This is a genomic window from Stenotrophomonas sp. YAU14D1_LEIMI4_1, assembly GCF_003086815.1.
Taxonomy (GTDB): domain Bacteria; phylum Pseudomonadota; class Gammaproteobacteria; order Xanthomonadales; family Xanthomonadaceae; genus Stenotrophomonas.
On record NZ_CP025997.1, the window covers coordinates 2,516,851 to 2,538,350 of the forward strand.

18 protein-coding genes are annotated in these 21,500 nt (G+C 62.7%); 10 read left to right on the forward strand and 8 right to left on the reverse strand.

The genetic code is table 11. The features are described from left to right. Positions 1-9 precede the first annotated feature (9 nt). Positions 10-2,166, forward strand: a complete 2,157-nt coding sequence (locus tag C1932_RS11740) for a TonB-dependent receptor (RefSeq protein ID WP_234412387.1) — start codon at positions 10-12, stop codon at positions 2,164-2,166. 83 nt (positions 2,167-2,249) lie between these two features. After that, complete coding sequence (locus tag C1932_RS11745) at positions 2,250-3,938, forward strand: PAS domain-containing sensor histidine kinase (protein ID WP_108762289.1); 1,689 nt, start codon at positions 2,250-2,252, stop codon at positions 3,936-3,938. 375 nt (positions 3,939-4,313) lie between these two features. On the opposite strand, the gene C1932_RS11750 is transcribed toward C1932_RS11745, so the two are convergent. Then, entirely contained in the window at positions 4,314-4,721 is a 408-nt protein-coding gene (locus tag C1932_RS11750; protein ID WP_108762290.1) for a hypothetical protein, read from the reverse strand. Positions 4,722-5,133: 412 nt separating this feature from the next. Then, positions 5,134-5,481, reverse strand: coding sequence for a helix-turn-helix domain-containing protein (locus C1932_RS11755; RefSeq protein WP_108753418.1), 348 nt, complete (start codon positions 5,479-5,481; stop codon positions 5,134-5,136). A 101-nt stretch (positions 5,482-5,582) separates the two neighbouring features. On the opposite strand from C1932_RS11755, the gene C1932_RS11760 reads away from it, so the two are divergent. The 8 genes from C1932_RS11760 (at position 5,583) to C1932_RS19825 (ending at position 15,173) form a co-directional block, all read left to right on the forward strand. After that, positions 5,583-6,572 (forward strand): MDR family oxidoreductase, encoded by a 990-nt coding sequence (locus C1932_RS11760; protein ID WP_108762291.1) that lies wholly within the window; start codon positions 5,583-5,585, stop codon positions 6,570-6,572. Between the two features lie 151 nt (positions 6,573-6,723). Next, a complete protein-coding gene (locus C1932_RS11765; protein WP_108762292.1) occupies positions 6,724-9,477 on the forward strand; it encodes a UvrD-helicase domain-containing protein in 2,754 nt (917 codons plus the stop codon). Positions 9,478-9,734: 257 nt separating this feature from the next. Further along, positions 9,735-10,358 (forward strand): hypothetical protein, encoded by a 624-nt coding sequence (locus C1932_RS11770; protein WP_159094539.1) that lies wholly within the window; start codon positions 9,735-9,737, stop codon positions 10,356-10,358. Between the two features lie 140 nt (positions 10,359-10,498). Continuing rightward, positions 10,499-11,137 carry a hypothetical protein gene (locus C1932_RS11775; protein ID WP_108762294.1) on the forward strand — a complete coding sequence of 213 codons (639 nt, stop codon included), beginning with the start codon at positions 10,499-10,501 and terminating at the stop codon, positions 11,135-11,137. Then, positions 11,134-11,520, forward strand: a complete 387-nt coding sequence (locus tag C1932_RS20040; protein WP_234412117.1) for a hypothetical protein — start codon at positions 11,134-11,136, stop codon at positions 11,518-11,520. Before C1932_RS11775 ends, C1932_RS20040 begins: the two co-directional genes overlap by 4 nt. 42 nt (positions 11,521-11,562) lie before the next feature. Beyond that, positions 11,563-12,609: an XVIPCD domain-containing protein gene (locus C1932_RS11780; RefSeq protein WP_234412118.1), complete on the forward strand. Its 1,047-nt coding sequence runs from the start codon at positions 11,563-11,565 to the stop codon at positions 12,607-12,609. 304 nt (positions 12,610-12,913) lie between these two features. Next, positions 12,914-14,089: a site-specific integrase gene (locus tag C1932_RS11785; protein ID WP_108762295.1), complete on the forward strand. Its 1,176-nt coding sequence runs from the start codon at positions 12,914-12,916 to the stop codon at positions 14,087-14,089. Positions 14,090-14,327: 238 nt separating this feature from the next. Further along, entirely contained in the window at positions 14,328-15,173 is an 846-nt protein-coding gene (locus C1932_RS19825) for a hypothetical protein (protein ID WP_159094540.1), read from the forward strand. A 461-nt stretch (positions 15,174-15,634) separates the two neighbouring features. Here C1932_RS19825 and C1932_RS11795 read toward each other — a convergent pair whose 3' ends face one another. The 6 genes from C1932_RS11795 to C1932_RS11825 form a co-directional block, all read right to left on the reverse strand. Next, positions 15,635-15,979 carry a hypothetical protein gene (locus tag C1932_RS11795; protein ID WP_325051524.1) on the reverse strand — a complete coding sequence of 115 codons (345 nt, stop codon included), beginning with the start codon at positions 15,977-15,979 and terminating at the stop codon, positions 15,635-15,637. Between the two features lie 832 nt (positions 15,980-16,811). After that, entirely contained in the window at positions 16,812-17,426 is a 615-nt protein-coding gene (locus tag C1932_RS11805) for a hypothetical protein (RefSeq protein ID WP_108762298.1), read from the reverse strand. A 340-nt stretch (positions 17,427-17,766) separates the two neighbouring features. Then, complete coding sequence (locus C1932_RS11810; RefSeq protein WP_325051525.1) at positions 17,767-18,231, reverse strand: BLUF domain-containing protein; 465 nt, start codon at positions 18,229-18,231, stop codon at positions 17,767-17,769. 81 nt (positions 18,232-18,312) lie between these two features. Beyond that, positions 18,313-18,483: a hypothetical protein gene (locus C1932_RS19830; RefSeq protein WP_159094541.1), complete on the reverse strand. Its 171-nt coding sequence runs from the start codon at positions 18,481-18,483 to the stop codon at positions 18,313-18,315. Positions 18,484-19,715: 1,232 nt separating this feature from the next. Further along, positions 19,716-20,195 carry a hypothetical protein gene (locus tag C1932_RS11820; RefSeq protein WP_108762299.1) on the reverse strand — a complete coding sequence of 160 codons (480 nt, stop codon included), beginning with the start codon at positions 20,193-20,195 and terminating at the stop codon, positions 19,716-19,718. Between the two features lie 2 nt (positions 20,196-20,197). After that, positions 20,198-21,493 (reverse strand): hypothetical protein, encoded by a 1,296-nt coding sequence (locus C1932_RS11825; protein ID WP_108762300.1) that lies wholly within the window; start codon positions 21,491-21,493, stop codon positions 20,198-20,200. Between the last annotated feature and the right edge of the window lie 7 nt (positions 21,494-21,500).

Here is a 21,500-nt window from a genome sequence, read left to right on the forward strand (position 1 = left end):
ACCCCCGCACTGCCCATGCCCACTAGTTTGCCCCGCCGCCGCGCCCTGTGCGCCGCGCTCGCCCTGCCCTTGGCTATTGCCGCACACACTACCCACGCCGCCGACAGCCCGCCTGCCGGCGTGCAGGATCTGGACAAAGTGGAAGTGCGTGGCCGCGCACAGACGTTGTACCGGGTGGACGACGCCGCCGTCGGCACCCGCACCGACACCCCGCTGACCCTGGTGCCACAGTCGATCCAGGTGCTGCCGCGCGAACTGATCGACGACCAGGCCGCCCGCCAGGTGACCGACCTGTACCGCAGCATCAGCGGCATCAGTTTCTTCAGCTACGCCGGTGTAACCCTGCGCGGCTTCCGCCAGGAGAATGTGCTGTACGACGGCCTGCGCGGCGATCCCTACGCCGGCTTTTCGGTGCCGCAGCTGTTCAACATCGAGCGGGTGGAAGTACTGAAAGGCCCGGCCGGCGCCCTGTACGGCGGCGGCGATGCCGGCGGCGTGATCAACTACGTCACCCGCAAGCCCAAGGCCAGCGCCGAGCGCCGCATTGAGCTGCAGGTCGGCAACGAGGATTTCCGCGCCGCGTCGATTGAAGGCACCGGCCCGTTGAACCGCAGCGGCAGCGTGCGCTATCGCGCGGGCATCTATGGCGATAGCGAATCGGGCGTGCGCTGGAACACCGACAGTGAAAGCGTGATTGGCGATGCCTCGCTGGCCTTCGACGTGGGCGACACCGGCGAGCTGGTGCTGCAGTTCACCGATATCACCCAGAAGCTGGGCGGCAACCGCCTGCGCGGCGTGCCGGTGGACGACAACGGCACCTTCCTGACCGACCGCCGCTGGAACCACAACGAAGCCAGCGACTTCCTGGACATGCGCGCCAAGGTGGCGCTGGCGCAGTACCGCTTCGCCCCCACCGATGCACTGGACGTGGACGTGGCGGCGCGCTGGTTCAAGAACAGCGAACACCAGATGTACCACGAGCCGATGGGGCTGATCGACCGCGACGGCGACGGCGTGGCCGAGTGGATGACCCGCCAGCTGCGCAACCAGATCCGCGACAACGACGCGGTCACCGCCAACGCCAATGCGGTGTGGCGCACCCGCACCGGCGGCATCGAACACAAGGTGCTGTTCGGCGCCGATGTGTACCAGACCGATGCGGACTTCACCGCGCAGACCGCCAACAGTGCCGACCTGGCCCGTGGCGCCGGCCCGGTGCAGGGCATCGACCTGTTCAACCCGGTGTACGGCGCCATCACCTGGCATGACTACAACCTGGCCGCCCTGCCCTGGCGCAGCACGTCCACCCGCAGCCAGCGCTACGGTGGCTACCTGCAGGATGAGCTGACCCTGACCCCGCGCTGGCACGCGCTGGCCGGCCTGCGCTGGGACGGCTTCAAGGATGAAGACCGCATCGCCCACAGCAGCGTGGATGGCAACGACATCAGCTGGCGATTGGGCAGCACCTTCATCGTGCGCGACGGCCTGAACCTGTACGCCAACGTGGCCAGCGGTTTCGTGCCGCAGACTGCGGCGAACCAGAATTCAGCCGCCGGCGGTCCGTTCGATGCCGAGCGCAGCAAGCAGTGGGAAGTGGGCATGAAATCGCTGCTGGCCGACCGGGTAACCCTGAACCTGGCCGCCTACCGCATCGACCGCAGCAACATCGTGCAGGCCACCGGCGAAGTGGTGGGCGGGGTGAACCAGCTGGCCGCGCTGGGCCTGGTGCGCAGCACCGGCATGGAAATGGACCTGCTGGCCGACCTGACCGAACGCTGGGTGCTGAACCTGACCTACGCCTACAACGATGCGCGGGTGAAGGACGCCGGCCCGAACGGGATCACCAATGCCTCCGGCGATCGCTTCGCCAATGCGCCGCGCAACAAGCTGGGCCTGTGGACCCGCTACGACCTGCCCGCCCTGCATTCGGCCATCGGCTTTGGTGCCGATTACGTGGGTGAGCGCGTCAGCCTGGACGGCCAGCGGGTGAAGCCGTACGCCGTGTTCGACATGAGCTGGAAGACCACCTGGCAGCAGTGGCAGTTCCAGGCCAACGTGAAGAACCTGTTCGACAAGGTGTATGCGGCCAGCGGCTTCATCGAGCGCAACGGCCACTTCCCCGGCGAACCGCGCCGGGTGTACTTGCAGGCGGCGTACAGCTTCTGATGCCGCAATGACCACCCGGCGGCGTGTAGAGCATGCACACACGCCGTCGGGTACGCTATGCCACCTTCCTGCCCTGAGCGGCCATGCACGCCTTTTCCCTTCCGGTCTCTGCGCCCGAGCAGCTGGCGTATCGTCTGCTGCAGGACAGTGACTGGGCACAGACCGCGCAGGCCGCGCAGATGCCGGCCGAACTGCGCACCGTGCTGGCCATGGTGTTCGATTCCCCCGAGCCGATGTGGATTGCCTGGGGGCCGCAGGACAAGGCGTTCTTCTTCAACGATGCCTACCTGCCGCTGCTGGGCGGCAAGCTGCACGGCGCCATGGGCGCACGCCTGGACGTGGTGTGGGCCGATGTCTGGGCCGACGTCAGCCAGGCCATCGACGATGCCTTCGCCGGCACCGCGCGCAGCTTCCAGAACCTGCGCCTGATGATGGACCGCGACGGCGCGATGAAGGAAACCTGGTGGACCTTCTCGTATTCGCCGCTGCGGCTGGGCAACGGCGAAATCGCCGGCCTGCTGTGCGTGGTGAGCGAGCAGACCGAGCGGGTGATCGAACGCGACCTGCACAGCCGCCAGGTGGCCGCCATTACCCAGGAAGCACGCGAGGCACACTTGGAACTGGTGCGCGCACGCGAGCAGCTGCGCCAGGCACAGAAACTGGAAGCCATGGGCCAGTTGACCGGCGGCGTGGCGCACGACTTCAACAACCTGCTGCAGGTGATCACCGGTTCGGTGGACATGCTGCTGTACGGCTGGCCCAGCGATGACCCGCGCCGGCGCTACGCCCAGGCGATCGAATCGGCGGCCGAGCGTGCGACCAAACTGACCGCCCAGCTGCTGGCGTTCTCGCGGCGGCAGAGCCTGTCACCGGAAGTGTTTGACCTGTGCGAAAGCGTGCAGGCGCTGGCGGACATCATCACCACCGTGGTGGGCGCACGCATTGATGTAGCTCTGGACCTGCCGAATGTGCCGCTGCCGGTGCTGCTGGACCGCAACCAGCTGGATACCGCGCTGATCAATATTGCGGTAAACGCGCGCGATGCGATCGAGGGCCACGGCAAGGTGACACTGGCAGTGCAACGGGTCAGCACCGTGCCGTCGGTGCGCCAGTCGATTCCGCTGAAGGGCGATTTTGCTGCGATAAGCGTGACCGATTCCGGCAGTGGCATTGATCCTTCGGTGCTGGAACGCATCTTCGAACCGTTCTTCACCACCAAGGGCGTGGGCGCCGGCACCGGGCTGGGACTGAGCCAGGTGTTCGGCTTCGTGAAGCAGTCCGAAGGCGAAGTGGACGTGCAGAGCCGGCCGGGCGCGGGCACCTGCTTCACCCTGTACCTGCCGCTGACCCAATGCACCGACAGCGTGCCGCGCCCTGCCCCGCACCACGGCCTGGCCAGTGGCGGCGGGCTGTGCGTGCTGGTGGTGGAAGACAACGTGGACGTGGCCGACTTCGCCGTTGGCGCGCTGCGCGAGCTGGACTACGGCGTGGTGCTGGCGCGCAACGCGGCTGAGGCCATGGCCGAACTGGAACACGACGCCGCGCGCTTCCAGCTTGTGTTCACCGACGTGGTGATGCCCGGCACCAACGGCCTGGAGCTGGCACGCACGATCCGCACCCAGTTCCCGAAGCTGCCGATCATCCTGACCAGCGGCTACAGCGAACTGCTGGCACGCGACCCGGGGCATGGTTTCACCCTGCTGCGGAAGCCGTATTCGCTGAAGCAACTGGCCCAGGTGATGACCGAAGCGGCGCACGGCAGCGCCCGGTAGATGCCCACCTTGGTGGGCATTGCGCTTTGCCTGGCCCTGCTTTGGTAGATGCCCACCTTGGTGGGCATTGCTCTCCGCCTACCCTGCGCGGTCTCGCTTTGGTAGATGCCCACCTTGGTGGGCATTGCTCTCCGCCTACCCTGCGCGGTCTCGCTTTGGTAGATGCCCACCTTGGTGGGCATTGGTCTCCGCCTATCCCTCGTGCCCACCAAGGTGGGCACCTACCGAAAAGCCGGCCCTGCGCGGTCCCGCTTTACCCCTCGTGCCCACCAAGGTGGGCACCTACCGAAATGCCGGCCACCCTGCGCGGTCCCGCTTTACCGCTCGTGCCCACCAAGGTGGGCACCTACCGTGTAGGCAGCGAATCGTGGGTTATCACGGAACCAGACACCGTTCTACCTGCAGCGACAAGGCTTCGCAGGCGTCGAACAGTCCATCGACCACGGCCGCCGAGGGGCAGCCCGCCGGATCATCACTTTCCCGCGCCACATGGGCGGCATGCAGCACGGCGGTCAATGCGGTAATGCCCGACGCGCAGCGCGTAGCCAGGGCCAGATCGAACGCGCGGGTGGGGGTCAGGCGATGTTCGCCCCACGGTTGGCCGTCGGCACGCAGGTTCCTGCCATGGCCTTTCAGGTGTGCGAAGAAGGCGGACGGCGCGAGGCCGTCGGGCGAATCGCAGAGCGCGTCTTCCAGCTGTTCAGCGATGGCATTGGGCAGATCGCGCGTGGCATTTCCCAGCATCGCATGCAGTCGGGGATAGTCGGGAAGCAGGTCGGACATGGCGGCAACCTCACGGTGTGGCCACCTGCGAAAGCAAGGTGGCGGACGGTGCGGGTTGGCGTGCCGGATACGTACCACTGAAGCCGGCGGATCACGAGATCCCCACGCACCGTCCGCCAAAGACTGGCAGGCGGTGCATTGTCGCGATTGCAGGATGAGCTGCAAATCCGACCGGTAGTGGTACGTAAGTTCGGGACGCCAATCCCGGCCAGGGCGGGTGCCTTGGCGTGGCGATGATTGCCGCAGTCTTTCGTGGATGAAAAGTAGGGAAATACGCCGCCATAGCGTGGTCGGGGCACATGCGTCACGCCGTGACGAATAGCCCCTTCAATGGCGCTGCTGGCTTTCAGCGATCACCCACGCCAGCCGCAATTCAACTCGCTCCGACGGGCCAATCGCGACACCTTACGCGTCAACTGTCATCGCGCGCGCTCTGGTACCCGCGATAGGTTTCGCCCCACTCGCGCATGGCCAGCAGCACCGGCACCAGCGTGTGGCCGAACTCGGACAGTTCGTACTCCACCTTCGGCGGCACTTCCGGATAGACATGGCGGATCACCACGCCATCGGCCTCCAGTTCGCGCAGTTGGCTGGTCAACATCGATTGGGTGGCGTTGGGCACCCGCCGCGTCAGTTCCATGAACCGGCGCCTGCCCTTGATCAGGTGGAACAGAATGATCGGCTTCCACACGCCACCCATCACCGAAAGGGTGACTTCCACGGCACAACCACTTTTGTTGTCCCAACGCCTGCTACGCATGAATACTCCGGAAAACCATAGTACCTACGAAAAACCATCGTTCTTGTTGCAATCACGGTGCGAGCCTAGCATGGGCGCATCCATTGACCGTGAGGCCCGCGATGACATTCAAGGCACTACTTTCGAGCAAGACCGACGACCGCGTCGTTACTGAACTGGTCGATTTTGATGAGGCCGACCTGATGGACGGCGATGTGCTGGTGCAGGTCGATTATTCGACCCTGAATTACAAGGACGCGCTGGCGCTGACCAACAGCCGCCCGGTCATCCAGAAGTTTCCGCTGATTCCAGGTATCGACCTGGCCGGTGTGGTGCTGGAATCCAGCAATGCCGATTTCAAGACCGGTGATCGCGTGGTGCTCAATGGCTGGGATCTGAGCATGGGCCACCACGGAGGCTTGGCCCAGCGCGCGCGCGTGCGTGGTGAGTGGCTGAACAAGATCCCCAGCAACCTGACCACCCGCGATGCCATGGCCATCGGCACCGCCGGCTATACCGCGATGCTGTGCGTGCTGGCGCTGGAAGATGCCGGCGTGACCCCGGACAAGGGCGATGTGCTGGTAACCGGCGCCAATGGCGGCGTCGGCTCGATTGCCGTGGCCATCCTGTCCAAGCTGGGCTATCGCGTGGTGGCCGCCACCGGCCGCCCGGAACATGCCGACTACCTGCACAGCCTGGGCGCGGCCGAGATCATCGACCGCGCGGAGCTGTCCGAGCCGCGCAAGAAGCCGATCAGCTCCGAACGCTGGGCGGGCGTGGTAGACGTGGCCGGCGGCCCCACCCTGGTCAATGCCCTGGCCGAAACGAAGTACCGCGGCGCGGTGGCCGCCTGCGGCCTGGCGCAGAGCGATGCGCTGCACGGTTCCGTGCTGCCGTTCATCCTGCGCAACGTCACCCTGGCAGGCGTGGATTCGGTGAACGCACCGCAGCAGGTGCGCCAGCGCGCCTGGGATCGCCTGGCCACCGATCTGGACCCGAAGAAGCTGGAAAGCACGGTGCAGCAGATCGGGCTGGCCGAAGTGCTGGATGTGTACGAGCAGATCATCCCGGGCAAGGTGCGCGGGCGAATCGTTGTGGATGTGAATGCCTGACGGCGATCGGGCCAGCGGTGGTGCAACGCCATCGCTGGCCCACTGCCTGGCCTGACCCGGAAACGCCGCGCACGCCATCAAGCCCCTTTATCATGGGGCTGTAAGGGCGCTTTACGCCTAGTGACGTACGCAAGGCAGTATCTGGATGTCTATGGAATGGCGCCCCTCGGGCTGGGGCCAACGTGTGACCCGCTCGCCGGACTGGCGGCTGCGGCTGGATGGCGAACAGGTCGAACTCTCGATTGGGAGCGCGCAGTACCGGCAGCACGTGGATTGCGACGCGCGTGTGCGGATCATTCCAGGCCTGTTCTGGGCCCGGGTCGAGCTGCAGCGCGACGACGGTGAAACGCTGTCGGTGGATGGCCTGCCCAACCGCCAGGCGTCGCAGCTTTCGGCCGCCGTGCAGCAGATCTGGCTTACCTGCACCACCCGTGGGCGCAAGGCGCTCTTTGCGGACATCCTGGCGCAGATCCAGGGCTGGCTGGCCGAGGCAGATGCCCTGACCGACCGCGGCAGCGCCGGCCGCCGCTGGATCACGCACGAACAACAGCAGGCACTGCTGGCCGAGCGCCCTGCCCTGCCGTTGCAGCCGTCCGCGCTGCAGCGGCTGTTCCTCGATGAGGATGTGCACGACGACCTGCAGTCGCACAGCCACCGTGCCGCGCTGGACGCCCTGCACGATTGGGAACTGGATTGGCCGTCCGTCTGGGCCGAAGCCAACGCGACCATGGCAACGCGCGAGCTGGTGCTGGCCCGCAGTTTCCTGCACCGGGTCGAGAGCAAGCCACTGACCGAGGAACAGGCCCGCGCGGTCATCTGTTTCGACAACCACGTGCAGGTGGTCGCCGCGGCCGGCTCCGGCAAGACCTCGACGATGGTCGCCAAGGCCGCCTATGCCATTGATCGCGGCTTCGTTGCGCCCGAACGCATCGTCATGCTGGCCTTCAACAAGGATGCCGCCAAGGAACTGGAAGAACGCGCGCAGCGGTCGTTTGAGCGGCTGGGCATGGGCGATACCGTGGTGGAGGCGCGCACCTTCCACGCACTGGGCCTGTCGATCATCGCCAAGGCCACCGGCCGCAAGCCCGATATTCCCGAATGGGCCATCGATGCAGCGCTGGGCTTCAACAAGCTGGCCGAACTGGTGGACGACCTGAAGGACCGCTCGACCCACTTCCGCACCCAGTGGGACATGTTCCGCCTGGTGTTCGGCCGCGATCTGCCGCCGCTGGGCGCGCAGATGCTGGCCGATGGCTACGACCGCGATGGCACACCCTATATCCGCACCCTGCAGGGCGAGCGGGTGAAGAGCCTGGAAGAGTGCGTGATTGCCGATTGGCTGTTCTACAACGGCGTGGCCTACGACTACGAGCGGCGCTACGAATTCGATACCGCCACCGATACCCATCGCCAATACCGCCCGGCCTTCTATTACCCGGATGCCGCGCTGTATCACGAGCACTTCGCGCTGGACGCCGACGGCCGGCCGCCACAGCAGTTCGCCAACTACGCCGAGGGTGTGCGCTGGAAGCGCGAGCAGCACGCCGCACGCGGGACCGCGCTGGTCGAGACCACCTCGTTCGGGCTGCGCAGTGGCGAGGCCCTGCACCACCTGTCGGAACGGCTGGGCGAATCGCGCATTGAATTGGACCCGAACCCGGACCGTGAACTGCCCGACGCCGGCGCCAAGCCCATGCCCGATGCCGATCTGATCGGCTTGATGCGCACCTTCATCGCCCATGCCAAGAGCAACTGCCTGAGCCTGGAAGACATGGCCGAGCGCCTGCGGCAGATGCCCGAAGACCAGTTCAAGGAACGCTACCGGCGCTTCCTGGAAATCGCCGGGCCCGTATTCCAGGCCTGGGATGATGCACTGGTCGACGAGCGCAGCATCGATTTCGAGGACATGTTGAACATGGCCGCCGGACTGCTGGAACAGGGCCACTATGAATCGCCCTACGAACTGGTGATGGCCGACGAATTCCAGGATGCATCGCGCGCCCGCGCCCGCCTGTGCCGCGCCCTGGTCAACCGCCCGGGCCGTTATCTGTTTGCGGTGGGCGACGACTGGCAGTCCATCAACCGTTTCGCCGGTGCCGATGTTTCGGTGATGACCGGTTTCCGCGAATGGATGGGGCACGGCCAGGTACTGAAACTGGAGCAGACCTTCCGCTGCCCGCAGGAACTGTGCGATATCTCCAGCCGCTTCATCAGCCGCAACCCGGCGCAGATTGCCAAGGCGGTGCGTTCTTCGACGGCGCCTGTTGGACCGGTGCTGCAGGCATTCCAGATGACCCGGCGCGAAGAAGTTCAGGATGGCGTTCGCCAGTATCTGGCTACGCTGCATCAGCAACTGCTGTCCGGCGCGGTGCCTCGCGGCCGCAACGGGCGCGTGACCGTGTTCATTCTGGGCCGCTACCGGAATGATCGCAGCGCACTACCGGCGGATTGGAAGACGGCCTTTGGCAGCACGATGGACGTGGAGTTCCTGACCGCGCACCGTTCAAAGGGGCGCGAGGCGGACTATGTGATTCTGCCGGGAATGGTAAACCGCGGTTTCCCCAGCCTGCGAGCGGACGACCCGGTGCTTTCGCTGGCGATGCCCGAAGGCGATACCTTCCCGCTGGGCGAAGAGCGGCGACTGTTCTATGTGGCGCTGACGCGTGCGCGGCGGAGTGTTGCGATGTTTACGCTGCAGGGCAAACGCTCGCCGTTCCTGGATGAGCTGGTGGAGGATGGCGTGGTGGAGGTTACGAGCGTGTCGGGTGTGGCGATCAATGAGGAGCGCTGCCCGGTGTGCAAGGTGGGGGTGTTCGTGGATCGGAATGGGCCGCATGGAGCGTTCCGGTCGTGTTCCAGTTATCCGTTGTGCCATAACAAGCCGAGGGGCGGGCGGCGCGGGTAGGCCTGGCCAGAGCGGATCGTATGGTCAGCGCACGCCTCGCAATGGCGCGCCGATGAACGTGAAGCTGAGAGAGCGGGAACTGTCGCATCTGCCCAAGAAGTCAGTCAGGGCTTCATCCTTCAAGGCGACACGCTCTGCCCAGCTGATCTACGATCTGGGCAGTCCTGCAAACTGCGTCACGCAATGAGAGCCATGCTTTGTAGTAAGCCTGTACTGGCGCCGCCCGGTAGCACCTCAATCAGCGACATGGACCGATGATGCTGACAACCCTCCAGACCCTTCCTCGTGTTGTGTTGATTGCTTTGATCGCCGTTGCCGCCCCAGGCTGCAGCAAGGACCGTTCGTACCCGGTGTACCGCGAGAATCCTGCTCCCAGGGATGCCCTGCCGATCGTGATCCGGGTCCGCGATGCACCCGTGAGCGTCCCAACGCCCAAGATAACCGTCCTTTACGAAATTGACCCACGTTGCCTGCCGCCGATCGACAACTACGAGCGCGTGAATTACGAACCCAAATGGCATTCTGTTCAATTGCAGGTGCAACGCATCAGTTCAACCGAATTCACCAGTAAAGCGTTCAAAGACGGGATGGCCGTTGCTGACTACTACGGTCGTGGCCCATGCAACTGGACGCCCAACACCGTGCAAGCTTCATTTCCAATGGTCGTGGATGGCCGCTCAATTGACGCGAAAGTTGGCGTCGCGTTCCAGAGACTTGAAGATGAGGGCCGCTCAACCACCTACGTAGCGAAGGCACTAAAACCGTTGATTCCCGGGCAGACACCTGAACGGGCTTGGACATTGTCCCAGACCATGTTCGAAAAGCGCCCGCTCGCAGATCACCCCAAGTACTTTGCGATAGATATCTCCTCAAGATTCTAAGATTGACCATCCAGGCGACACAGCGCGAACTAACGGTCTGGCTGGCCCAGCCGACTGCTTAACGCCCGGGAAGCCATGCTTTGTAGCAAGCCTGTACTGGCGCCCCCGAACAGCATCTCAATCAGCGACATGGACCGATCATGCTGACATCCCTCCAGCCTCTTCCTCGTGTAGTTCTCATCGCCTTGGTTACCGTCGTCGCGCCTGGCTGCAGTGAGGACCGTTCCTACCCGGCCTACCGCGAGAATCCTGCTCCCACGGACGCGCTTGCTATCGTGATTCGGGTACAGGATGCGCCCGTGGACGTCCCAGCTCCCAAGGTCTTCGTCTCCTACGAAATAGACCCGCTCTGTCTCCCGCCGATCGACAACTACGAGGGCGTCCAGTACGCGCCGCAACGCCAGTCAGTGGTCTTTCCAGTGCAACGCGTCAGCAAGACCGAGTTCGCTGCCACAGTGTTCAAAGATGGGATGGAGGTCGCCGACTACTATGGCCGCGGACCATGTAACTGGACACCACGCTTTGTGCAAGCATCGTTCACGCTGGACGTCGAAGGCCGCCCTATCAGAGTAGATATTCCCGCCTTCTTTCCAGAGATCGAAGATAAAGCGCGCTCTACTACATACGTGGAGAAGACACTTAGACCATTGACTCCAGGACAGACACCCGAGCGAGCGAGCATCTGGACCGACAGCCAATTCCAGAAAATCCCCCAAGGTGAGCGCTCAAAGTACTTCCCTATCGAGATTTCCAGAAAGGCTGAAGGAGAGATTCGATGACTCCTGTTACCGCCGCCGCGCTCTCCAACAGCACGTATGAATCCCCTCCCTTAGACGATGCGTTCATCACCATTGCGGGTATCAAGTACCAGATACTGGCCAGAAGCGACTCCAATACCGGATATCAAGGCACCGTCTATCGCAGCCTAGCAACGAACGAAGTCATTGTTGCCCACCGCGGCACCGAGTTTGATCGCGAGCCACTGCTAGATGGCGGGATCGACGCCACCATGGTTGCCGCCCGAATCAACCCACAGCTCGACGATGCCCTCGCGCTGACCAAACAAGCCATCAAGATGGCGAATGAAATGGGGTACGGCCCTGTACACGTCACCGGCCACTCCCTGGGTGGCGCGCTTGCACAGATCACCGCACATCACTAAAACCTCCCCGGCGACGCGTTCAATCCCTACGGCGCTGCCGGATTGGCGTACCGCATTCCCGAGGGCCAGCCCGCCAATGCGGCACCCTTCACCAACCATGTCATGGCAGGCGACCTGGTGAGCGCAGGCGGCCCCCATTACGGCAAGGTTGAGATGTATGCGCTCTCCAAGGAACTGGAGGTTCTGCGCAGCGCCGAACAGGGCCAACGCGTCGGGTCCCTTCTGGCACCTGGATTGGGGAGCGGGCACGCCATCTCCGCGGCCGTAGCGGTGCAGTTGGGCGACTCCCATCGGGTGGTTCATTTCCTTGATCGCATGACCGACAAAGGGCCGGTGCAGTCCGTCCTTGACGACCCCAGCGCACGGATCACCGACCCCGACGACCTGCGCCGGGTCACTGAGTACCGCAGTGACATCCATCAAGTACGCGTCGGAGCCACCGTCGTTGTAGGTGGCGGCCCAGGGCTACTGCGTGATGGGATCAATCATCTGCGGGGCACCGAGGAAGCCGGCGAGTACGCTCGCCGCGAGGCCGAAGCGGAACAACGGGCACACAGTGCACTCAAACCTGGTGAGCGACTTACGCAAGAAGCAACCGACAAGGGCTCGCCTTCGCTGAGCAACCCGGGCTTCGCACCCAAGAGTCCACTACAGGAAAGCATCGAATCGACCCTGGACAAGATGAACCAAGATCCCAGGGAGAAAGGACACCCTGATCATCCGCTCTATCAACAGATCCGCAATGGTGTATCGGCCGTGGACTCCACGCATGGACGCAGCTTCGATGAAACCAGCGAACGCATCTGCGCCAGCCTGTTGGCATCGGCCAAGAGTGGCGGCCTGAATCGGGTCGATCACGTCGTCCTGGGCAACCCATCTTCCGACGGCTCTGGCCCGCGCATGTTCGTTGTGCAAGGTGAGCTCGACAACCCGGCACACCTGCGGGCATCGGTAGCCATCAGCGACGCGATCAACACCCCAGTGGAACAATCACTCGCCAAGGCAGAGCAGATCTCACAGGCGCAGCAGCAGGTTGCCCAGAAAGAGCAAGCCCACGAGCAGGCGCGAGATGCGATGCGCATGGGGTAATTGCTGCGCAACCGAACCCCATCTGTTCGTTGCTCTCACGTGATTGCGCAGCCAGATGACGGATGAAAATGCCTCGCCAGGGGTCTTTCATAGGCCGGCACGGCAAAAAAGAAAGCCCCTGTTTCCAGAGGCTTTCCAAATATTCTGGCGGAGAGAGTGTCTGAATTTAGGGCGTCCCCTAGCTTCCGTGCGCCTTCGTGAAACCAGTCTCAGCCCCTGCGCCAGCTATGTTTCACCATCCGGTCTGGTTCGCACGCCTTCGCGGGAAACCGCGTCAATTGGGCGGGTACATGGATGGGTAGGAATGGGTCTGAAGATCAATCGCCTGACGGCGAGACGGGTGGCCACAATCACGGAGCCGGGCTACCACGCCGACGGTGGCGGCCTGTACCTACAGGTTACGGCTTCCGGGGCGAAGAGCTGGGTCTTTCGGTATCGCTTTGAAGGGAGGCGCCCAGAAATGGGACTTGGCCCGCTGCATGTGATCGGCCTAGCCGATGCGCGGGCGGCAGCTGATGCCGCGAGAAAGATGGTGCAAGCCGGCCACGATCCACTCGCGGGAAGGCGCGCTGCGGCGGTCGCCGCGGCCAGCACCCCCACGTTCTGGGAGGCTGCCGAGTTGTACATTGCGGAGCGTCGAGCCGGCTGGACCAATCCGAAGCACGGGGCTCAATGGACCAGCACGCTGGAAACCTACGCCAGGCCGATCATCGGTGACCTTCGCGTAGATCGGGTCGAGACCGAGGACGTACTGGCGGTCCTGCGGCCGATCTGGACCAGCAAGACCGAAACCGCCAGTCGGGTGAGACAGCGCATTGAAGCCGTGCTGGATGCCGCGACGGTCCAGAAGAAACGCGCCGGCGAGAATCCGGCTAGGTGGCGCGGGCACTTGGCCATGATCCTGCCCAAGCCGACAGCCGTATCAAAGGTAGAGAATTTCGCCGCCCTGCCCTATGCCGACATGCCAGCATTCATGGCCGCCCTAGCGCGGCGTCACGGTGAGGCCGCGCGGGCCCTGGAGTTCACCATCCTCACTGCTGCTCGCACAGGAATGACGCTCGGAGCCGTACCTGCGGAGATTGACCTTCGCGCCGGCACATGGACAGTCCCCGGTAGTCGCATGAAGGCGAAAGCAGAACACACAGTCCCTCTGTCTTCGGCAGCTATGGCGTTGGTCCGGCCACGCACGCAGCGCGCGCTATTGTTCCCCAACGACCTGACTGGCGAGCCCCTCAGCGAAAACGCAATGCTGGCGCTGTTGAGGCGCATGGGATTTGGCCACGTCACCGTCCACGGTTTCAGATCGACCTTCAAGGACTGGGCGAGTGAGACAACTGACTATCCCGACGATCTGTCAGAGGCGGCGCTCGCTCATCAAATACGAGACAAAGCGAAAGCGGCCTACAAGCGCGGCACGATGCTCGAAAAGCGCAGATCTTTGATGGCTGCTTGGTGCGCGTACATAATGAACGAAACGTGAACGCGCTATGCCAAAGAGAGGCCCGTCTCACCTCACGCGACAGCACCGTGAATCACGGAACTTCACGCCGAATCATCGAGAATGCACGACTCCACCTCATCAGACTCCACAAGGAAACAAGCTAAGATGTTGATTAAACTATATTTTGTTCAGCGCGCCGGCTCAAGATACACGCACCGAACTAGAAATTTTCGCCTCACACTTCCATTTGGCTGAGGTGAGGGGTATTGTTCGCATCATGAACACGCCGACCAGCCCTTACGCCGCAGCCATCGCTATGGAGCGCGCGAAGATTTCAGAGTACGAAAAGCGCATCGCAGCTTGCCTAGCGCGAATTGCAGCGCTCGAAGGGTTGGCGGATGGCGCTCAGGACGATGTGGACGCTGCCCTGGAACGAAAGCTGAGCGGCTCCAATAGCATCAGTCTGGCCTCAAGTGAAATTGGAACCGTCAAGTATGAGGCTGTGCCTCCAGCGTCTCTGGCGGCCTCCTCTGCACCAATTTACCCAGGCCTTCCACCGCTGCCCCAACTGCCCGCAGCGGAGGTGAGCCCGTTCACGCAGGCCCTTCCCAGAGTTTCGCCTTCCAATCCGCTCCCGCCGGCACCGCCGCCGCCCGCGCCAGCGCCGCCGGCGCCGGTGAATCCGTTCATTGCCCCGCCTGAGTCAAGGAACCCGTTCATTGCGCCGCCCGGGCCGATGAATCCGTTCATTGCCCCGCCTCAGGCGCAATCCGAGCCGAGCGAGTTCAGCGGAGAAAGGAGTCAAGGCGGTGAAGAGAGCCAATTCGTTCAGCCAAAGCGTCAAGTGTCTGCGCAGGCAATCGAACTCCTTCGCTTCTTGCGCATACCAGCGACGTCGGACTCCACGTTCGAGTTCGTTGAAAGGCGTGGGCTTGGCATGAATCGCGCTGCACTCAGCACGTTCTTGTACGCGTACCGGACCAAGTATGGCTTTTTGGAATTAAAAACCGATGGGACCTACGCCTTGTCGGAACGCGGCCACGTCTACATAGACTCGCCAGCGCGACGCGAGATCAAATTCGAAGCCTCTGACGCGGGTGCAACCGCGTCAGAGGAGGAGTAACACAGGTGAACGACCTGACCCGAACCGAAGGGACTGCTCGGACTGGAGGGTGTAGATGGTGCTAACCCGCCATTTCCTCACAACATGAATCGGCCGAGAAGTCGATGTTGGCAAGTGCCGCTAGGCATGTCAACTCGCTAACGAAAAAAGCCCAATAGCGCGCCAACGCTATCGGGCTCGGCATGGCAGTGGGGGCGTCCCTCTGCCACCTGTAGCTGTCTCTTGAAGACGGGGGAACTCTATCACCCGTGCGACGCTGCAGGCAAATATCGCCTCCAAAGCCCTAAGAGGACTTTGGCCATGGACTGCATTGCAGCCAAGCCCAAGAGCGTGCGAGTGCGTGCTTACACCAGGATTCGCTTCGGCAGCCTGGAGCAGGTTTGCCAGCACTGGCGCTCTTACCCGCATCAGCTGAGCCTGTTCTGATGCATAGCGCCCGGTCCCATCCGGGCGCTACCTTTTTACGACGGCCACTGGATTCGCCGCGACGCCTTTACCCAGGCCTTCATTGGATTTTTTGCCCTGGGCTTGGTCACCACCGGCGCCCGCCGCGGCTCCAGCGCCGCCTTCACTCGGGCCGCAGCGACAGCTGAGGCCTCGTCCAGGCGTTGGGCCTGCTGCAACTGCTCGCGGGTAGGCGGTAGACCGGGAAGCGGAGCGGCCGGCGCGCCGGGGGTGGTATCGGTCAGGCGGGCCACCGCCTCGCGCAGCGGCAGGCCCGGATATAGCCTGGCAGCGCACCAGCGCTCCGCGAAGCGCTTCCCCTGGCGCACGCTGGCCACCCTCGCCTCCTTCACGTGCCACATCTTCTGACCCTCCATCCACAGGCGCAGACCTGGCCGTCCGTCAGGGGCAACGCTGGCCGTCTCGCGGCCGTTGTACCAAAGCCCCCAGCGATCACCCGTCTGGACCCAGCCAGACGGAATCGGGACGGAGTGCAACCACTGATAGACGCTTGGAATGAGCATGTCCGGGAGCATACGCCCGGCGGTCGCAGATGCTGCGACGACGGCGATTCTGTCGCCTGAACCATTGTAGTGGTGCCGGCCAAGTGCTGCTCAGGCGCATCCGGGTTGAGCGACCTGCGACCCCGGACCCGGCAAGGTCAGGATGCGCGCACTGGCCCGCCGGCACCGTCGGACAATGTCGCCCTGACGGGTCGGGCTGGTCCTGACACTCAGGCCACGGCCGGACATGCCCCCCGAGTTGAGCTCCTTTACGGCACGGCTTCCTACGTAGAGAATTTGTCCAGCACGAAGTTCTTAACGGTTCATGCTGTATGGTTGACGAATCTGGCTCCTCTCAGGTGCGAAATCCTTCGCCCCCGTGTCTAGCCCCTTACAGGCTCGACACATGACACCCTCAACTGCTTTCCGGATCCTTCGGATCCGCCCTCTGCTGCGCCTCAACGGAACGATCGAGCAAGTCGAAGCTCTGCATGCCAAATGCGGCTCATGCGGGGACGAATCGCGCATGTCGCGAGGGTGTGGGCTTGCTGAAGTGGATGGTGGGATAGAGCTCACGTGCCCAGCCTGCAGGGCGACGGGACTGCTGACCGTCGACCAAGCCTGGATCCTCTGGGGCGAGCAGGTGAGAAAGGATAGGATCTTGGCGCTAGCTGGGCTGACGCCCGACGATCTATACCGGCCCTAGATCTTGGATCACCGCCTGCCCGCTGCGCAGTACGGCAGCAAGCACGCGTCCCCCGGCGGCTTCTCTGCCCGTGGCCTTGTTCAGCCACGTCGCCTGGATGCGTGCGGCAGTGAGAACGGCGTCCGGTGCGAAGCTGTCGGGTCTGCCCTGCAGTGGCTCCCCAGGCGATGCCAGCCCACCGGCCAGCGGCTGGACCACCGCGGCCACGCCGCTGTCGCTTTTCGCGTAGGCAGTCGCCACCATCCGCCCCGCTTGGGGCGACCAGCCCCCAAGCACCAATTCGGTTCCCAGCGCCTCGCGGGGTATGCCGGCGTCCACGGCCGCCCTCTCATAGGCCGGCCACAACTGATCCGCCACCAGGCCCAGCTCTTTGCCCAGCTGCTCCATGGTGAAGTCCGCTCGGAAGCTAGCCTGCAGCGCAAGCTCATAGATGCGCAGAAAGAACTGCGTGCTGCCCCGGGTGGCGAGCACAAGGTTGTGCTGGGGGATGAGGAGCAGCTTCGCGCCGGAAGATTTCGCCCCGGTAAGGGCGTCTTCTGCGAGAGTGTCAACGGCGACCAGCAGCTGGTCAGGACGCAGTAGAACGTTGAGGATGCTCAATAGGCCTCTCCGGTTGACCCGGCAAATATCTCCCCATCCCCACCCCCATGTCTATCGACAAGGTGCAACATGAGCTCGACTCCACCGGAGCTGGAAGAACGACTGGCGACTTGTGAAGCGGAACTATCCGCGCAGCGTGGCTACCTTAAGGGATTGGAGTACGCGATTCGCACCGCGATAGTGACCCACCATGATCCCTGCGCGCTATCGAGGGACTGGCAAGCTCTCGTCCCTGCGATCATCAAGCGTCACGAAGCGGATGAGAGCCAGGTCTTCGCCGCTGGCTTCAGGCAGGTTCTAGCGTTACTAACGGAGCAAATCGAAGCTGCTGCCCGGCGGACTACGGGCAGGGCAAACTAGGGGACATGGGAGGCATACTTGGAGCAAGCACCCCCTGGAGCAACAGTAGGCCGCTGGAGGGGATTTCGCCGAAGCCTTCAATGCAGCGCATTCCACTCCAATCCGCCCTGGATAGCATCTGCATCTCGTCCGAGATGGACACCACGGTCTTCATCGCCCAGAACGGAAAGTGTCGCCGGGGGACTCTGCCCCTGCCTAGCTCCATCAGTTTCTTGTGTTGCTTGTCGGCAAGAATCCGGCTGTACACAGCCTCTATCCCGTCCTCTGGTCCTTCAATGTACTGGAGAAAACGCACTCCATCGAAGAGCAGAACCCCCGTCACCCCTGCTCTGCTATTGAAGCTGGCAGCAGCACGTATTAGCTCCTCCGTGTCGCAAAATGAAAAACCTTCGACTGCCTCACTTGCGTAGGCAATGGCACGAAGCGGCACAAATTCCCCCAACACCTGATGGACCAACGTAAATTAGGGTAGCAACTGCACGCACCAGCCGGACGACAGTGCCCGGAAAACCAGCAAGCCACCCGACTAGGCAAACTCTGCAAGCGCGCAACGCCCCGCCGAAGTCAGCTTGACGCCATCGCTTGAAGTGCCTTCAGCGAACCCCTCTCCGATAGCCCAGCCACGTTCGACCGGTGAAATCACCATTCGCCGCTGAATCGCCTTGAGGATCGTTGCCTGAATAAGGGTCAAGGTCATGGTAGCTCCGGCTTCGCTCATTGGAGAATCTAAGCCGATCCTGGTGACGACGCCCTCACATATATCTGAATGCTTCAGCCCTCCTTGCCGAGGCATTCAGAGCCTGGAAAGGTCTCAAACACCCCTTGGCTGATGGCTTGTCGATTGCTGCAACGGGTGCAACTGAGCACCGCTCCGCCAGACACAGAAACCAGGCCGACAGGCTCGCAAGCCATGAATTCGCTGCCACAGTGCTTGCAGTGAGCCTGCACCTTTAGAACTTTCGTAACTTTGCCCTGGTCCAAACTTTCGCATTCGACCCGAAGTAGATGAAAGCGACCGGTGTCCCCGGCAGCACTACGGGGTGGGGATTGCGAAGCCATGAACAAATTCCTGGTGGGCGGGCTAGCGCGTACCCTGTCCGATTTGCGCTCAACACAGCGTCATCGGCGCTTCGGGAGTGCGTGAAGGTTGCCCAAAGGCTCCGTCAGTCGCTCAGATGACGCACGGCGCATCAACTGCTTGCCAGCGTTAGGCCAAGGTCTTGTGGCGCTTCGTCCAAGCTGCGTGCAAGATGGGGTTTGCCCACGACACGCAGATCATGCCCAACACCGGTCTTTTCCAATTAAGCGCTGTCGCCGGCATGAAGCGCGACGACGGAACGCTCATCCAGGTAACCCGCATCGATGCGACGTGCCTAAAGTGCCAGCGCTGGTTCTCTGCCACTGCTGGTCGTGGCTTGGACGATGTGGATGGCGCGGCTGTCGTGTCCTGCCCCAGCTGCGATAACAGGCAGGCAATCAGCAGAGCTCGGCTGCAGGATTTCGTATAGCTCCTGCTTCGCTTAATGATGGCCCAAGGTATGGGCTGGCTGGCGGATACCCGGCGCAACTTCCGAGGACAACTCCTGGAGCGAGTAGTCCGAGCTGCAATCCTCTTCCGACTGGTTCAAAAAGAGTGGTGCCGATGAGGACCGTCCTTGTCTTCATCGACACACGCCATAGCGTCGCTTGGCGTTTAGATCGGACCACCGGTATCCGTTGGAGCTGACTACAAACGAGGGGGTGGCGCGCCGCAATCAGATCACTAAGAGCTCATCCTGGCGGGGCTGAGCATGAAGAATCCCGGTAGTCCGAAGTAGTCTCCCGAATCCGTTGAGAGTTGCGTCCGGTGCCTGTTCATAATCTCAGGGAAAGGGTGCAGGGCGCGTGAACAGCGCGCCACAACCGCGAGGGTCTGTTGCAGGCCGTGGCTTAGGAGATAGCCACCGGCGGCGCGGCCTCAGCGCTCAGAGGCAACTCCACTGTACCCGGCCAAGGGTACGCCTCTGGCTGCGGCAACAGCGCGCGCACCTGGTCCCACGTAATGACGCCCGGCGGCGGGTCCAGCACCAGCTGCTCCAGCGTCTGGTTCACGTCATCGCGCCAAGCAACCAGGGCACGCGCCTCCAGTCGGTAGCGTTCAACGCCACTGTTGTAGTAGCTGGCGCAACTTTCGATGGTCTCGTAACCGCGCGCCACAACCGTGCTCGACATCCACGCGAAGGCGGCATCGCGGATCGCGCGGTAATGCTCAGGCGAGTGTGGCGCCGGGCCAACCAGCTCGATCTGGGCAGGTTCGTTGCCTTCGGCCAGCCACTCTTCATAGTCGCTCCACCAGCGATGGCCGCGCGGAATGTCGGCGCCGGTTTCGACACAACGAATGATGTCGGGGTTTTCGGTTAGCTGATACATGATTAGATCTCCGCGTCTGCCGACCAATTGAAACGCGTGAGGTATGAGCCATTCACGGTCAGCCCTGTGCCGAAAGTTCCGTTTACCGTGAATCCTACGGGCGTACTAAGGTCAAACGCCCAACTGGCAGCAGAATTCCATACCGAACCGTTCCACAGCGCAGCACCGTTGCCCTGCTGATTAGCATCCGACGTCGTGTAGAGAAGCAGAGCAGGTGCTGCTCGCATGGTCACCGGGAACGCTATTGTGCCTGTTCTCACCTGCGATGCATTAAATGCGGTGGCGTTCTGCGCGGAACCAGCCGCTAGACCCGTTGCTGGGACTGTGCCGACCGGGAACGATTTGCAGTAGTAGCGCTGGCACAGTGCTAGTTCGTATCCATAGGGCCGGAAATCGAACTCCGTCGCCTTCTCGCCGCTTTCGAACTGAACTTGAGCAAGTTCGAACAGCCCCGCTTGTCCGACAAGCTGCCCCCCAAACAGTTCGACCCGGTTGTCCGTGTAGAAGAAGCACAACAGCAAATTATCGTTTGCGCCGTACGTTTTTCCAGAAACACTCGGCACATCAAAGGTTGCAGTGAACTTCTGAAAGGCGGTTCCGAGGGTGAACAAAGGCCCGTCCACCTGCACAATCGCCGAGCCACCAGAACCGAACACTTGTTGAATAAGAAGGCCCACTTTCTTTCCCGCTACCCCGCTCCGCGCCCAGAACGAAACAGTAGCCTTACCACCGGCAAAGGTGCTGGCATTCTCAATGCGCTGCCCCACCCATGCAGACGTTGTGCCCGCCACGATGTTGAAGCCAAGGAAACGGCGTGCCCAAGGAATTTCTCCAACAGCCGGGGAGCCAATGCCCCAATTGCATTGGACACCGCCAGCCGCCGAGCAAATCCAGCGGTCTGCGGTGTACAGCGCGGCGCTGCTGACGATGCCTGAATTGCCACGCTGGCTGAAATCGAAGTTGCCATTGACCAGACGATTCCTACCAGTGATGCGAGCACCAAGGCTTTCCGCCTGCTGCTGCCGCGCAACTCGCTCAACGTCGAGCTGCTCACTAAGGGCCGCTTCTACCGCCAGGCGTTCCTGGGTTTCCTGCTGTCGATCCAGCACCTCCTGCTGCAGGCCCGAACGGAGGTCGTCGATAGCCTCGCCGGCGCCGCCGGTGTTCGACTCAAGAGATTCGAGCCGCTGGCCAATCTCCGTCGTGTTCGCGTTGATCTTGATGTTCGCCGAGCGCGTGGACTCGCCGAACTTGCCGTTGGGCTGCGGCGTATTGATATCGATCTGTTGAAGTGCCATTGCGGCT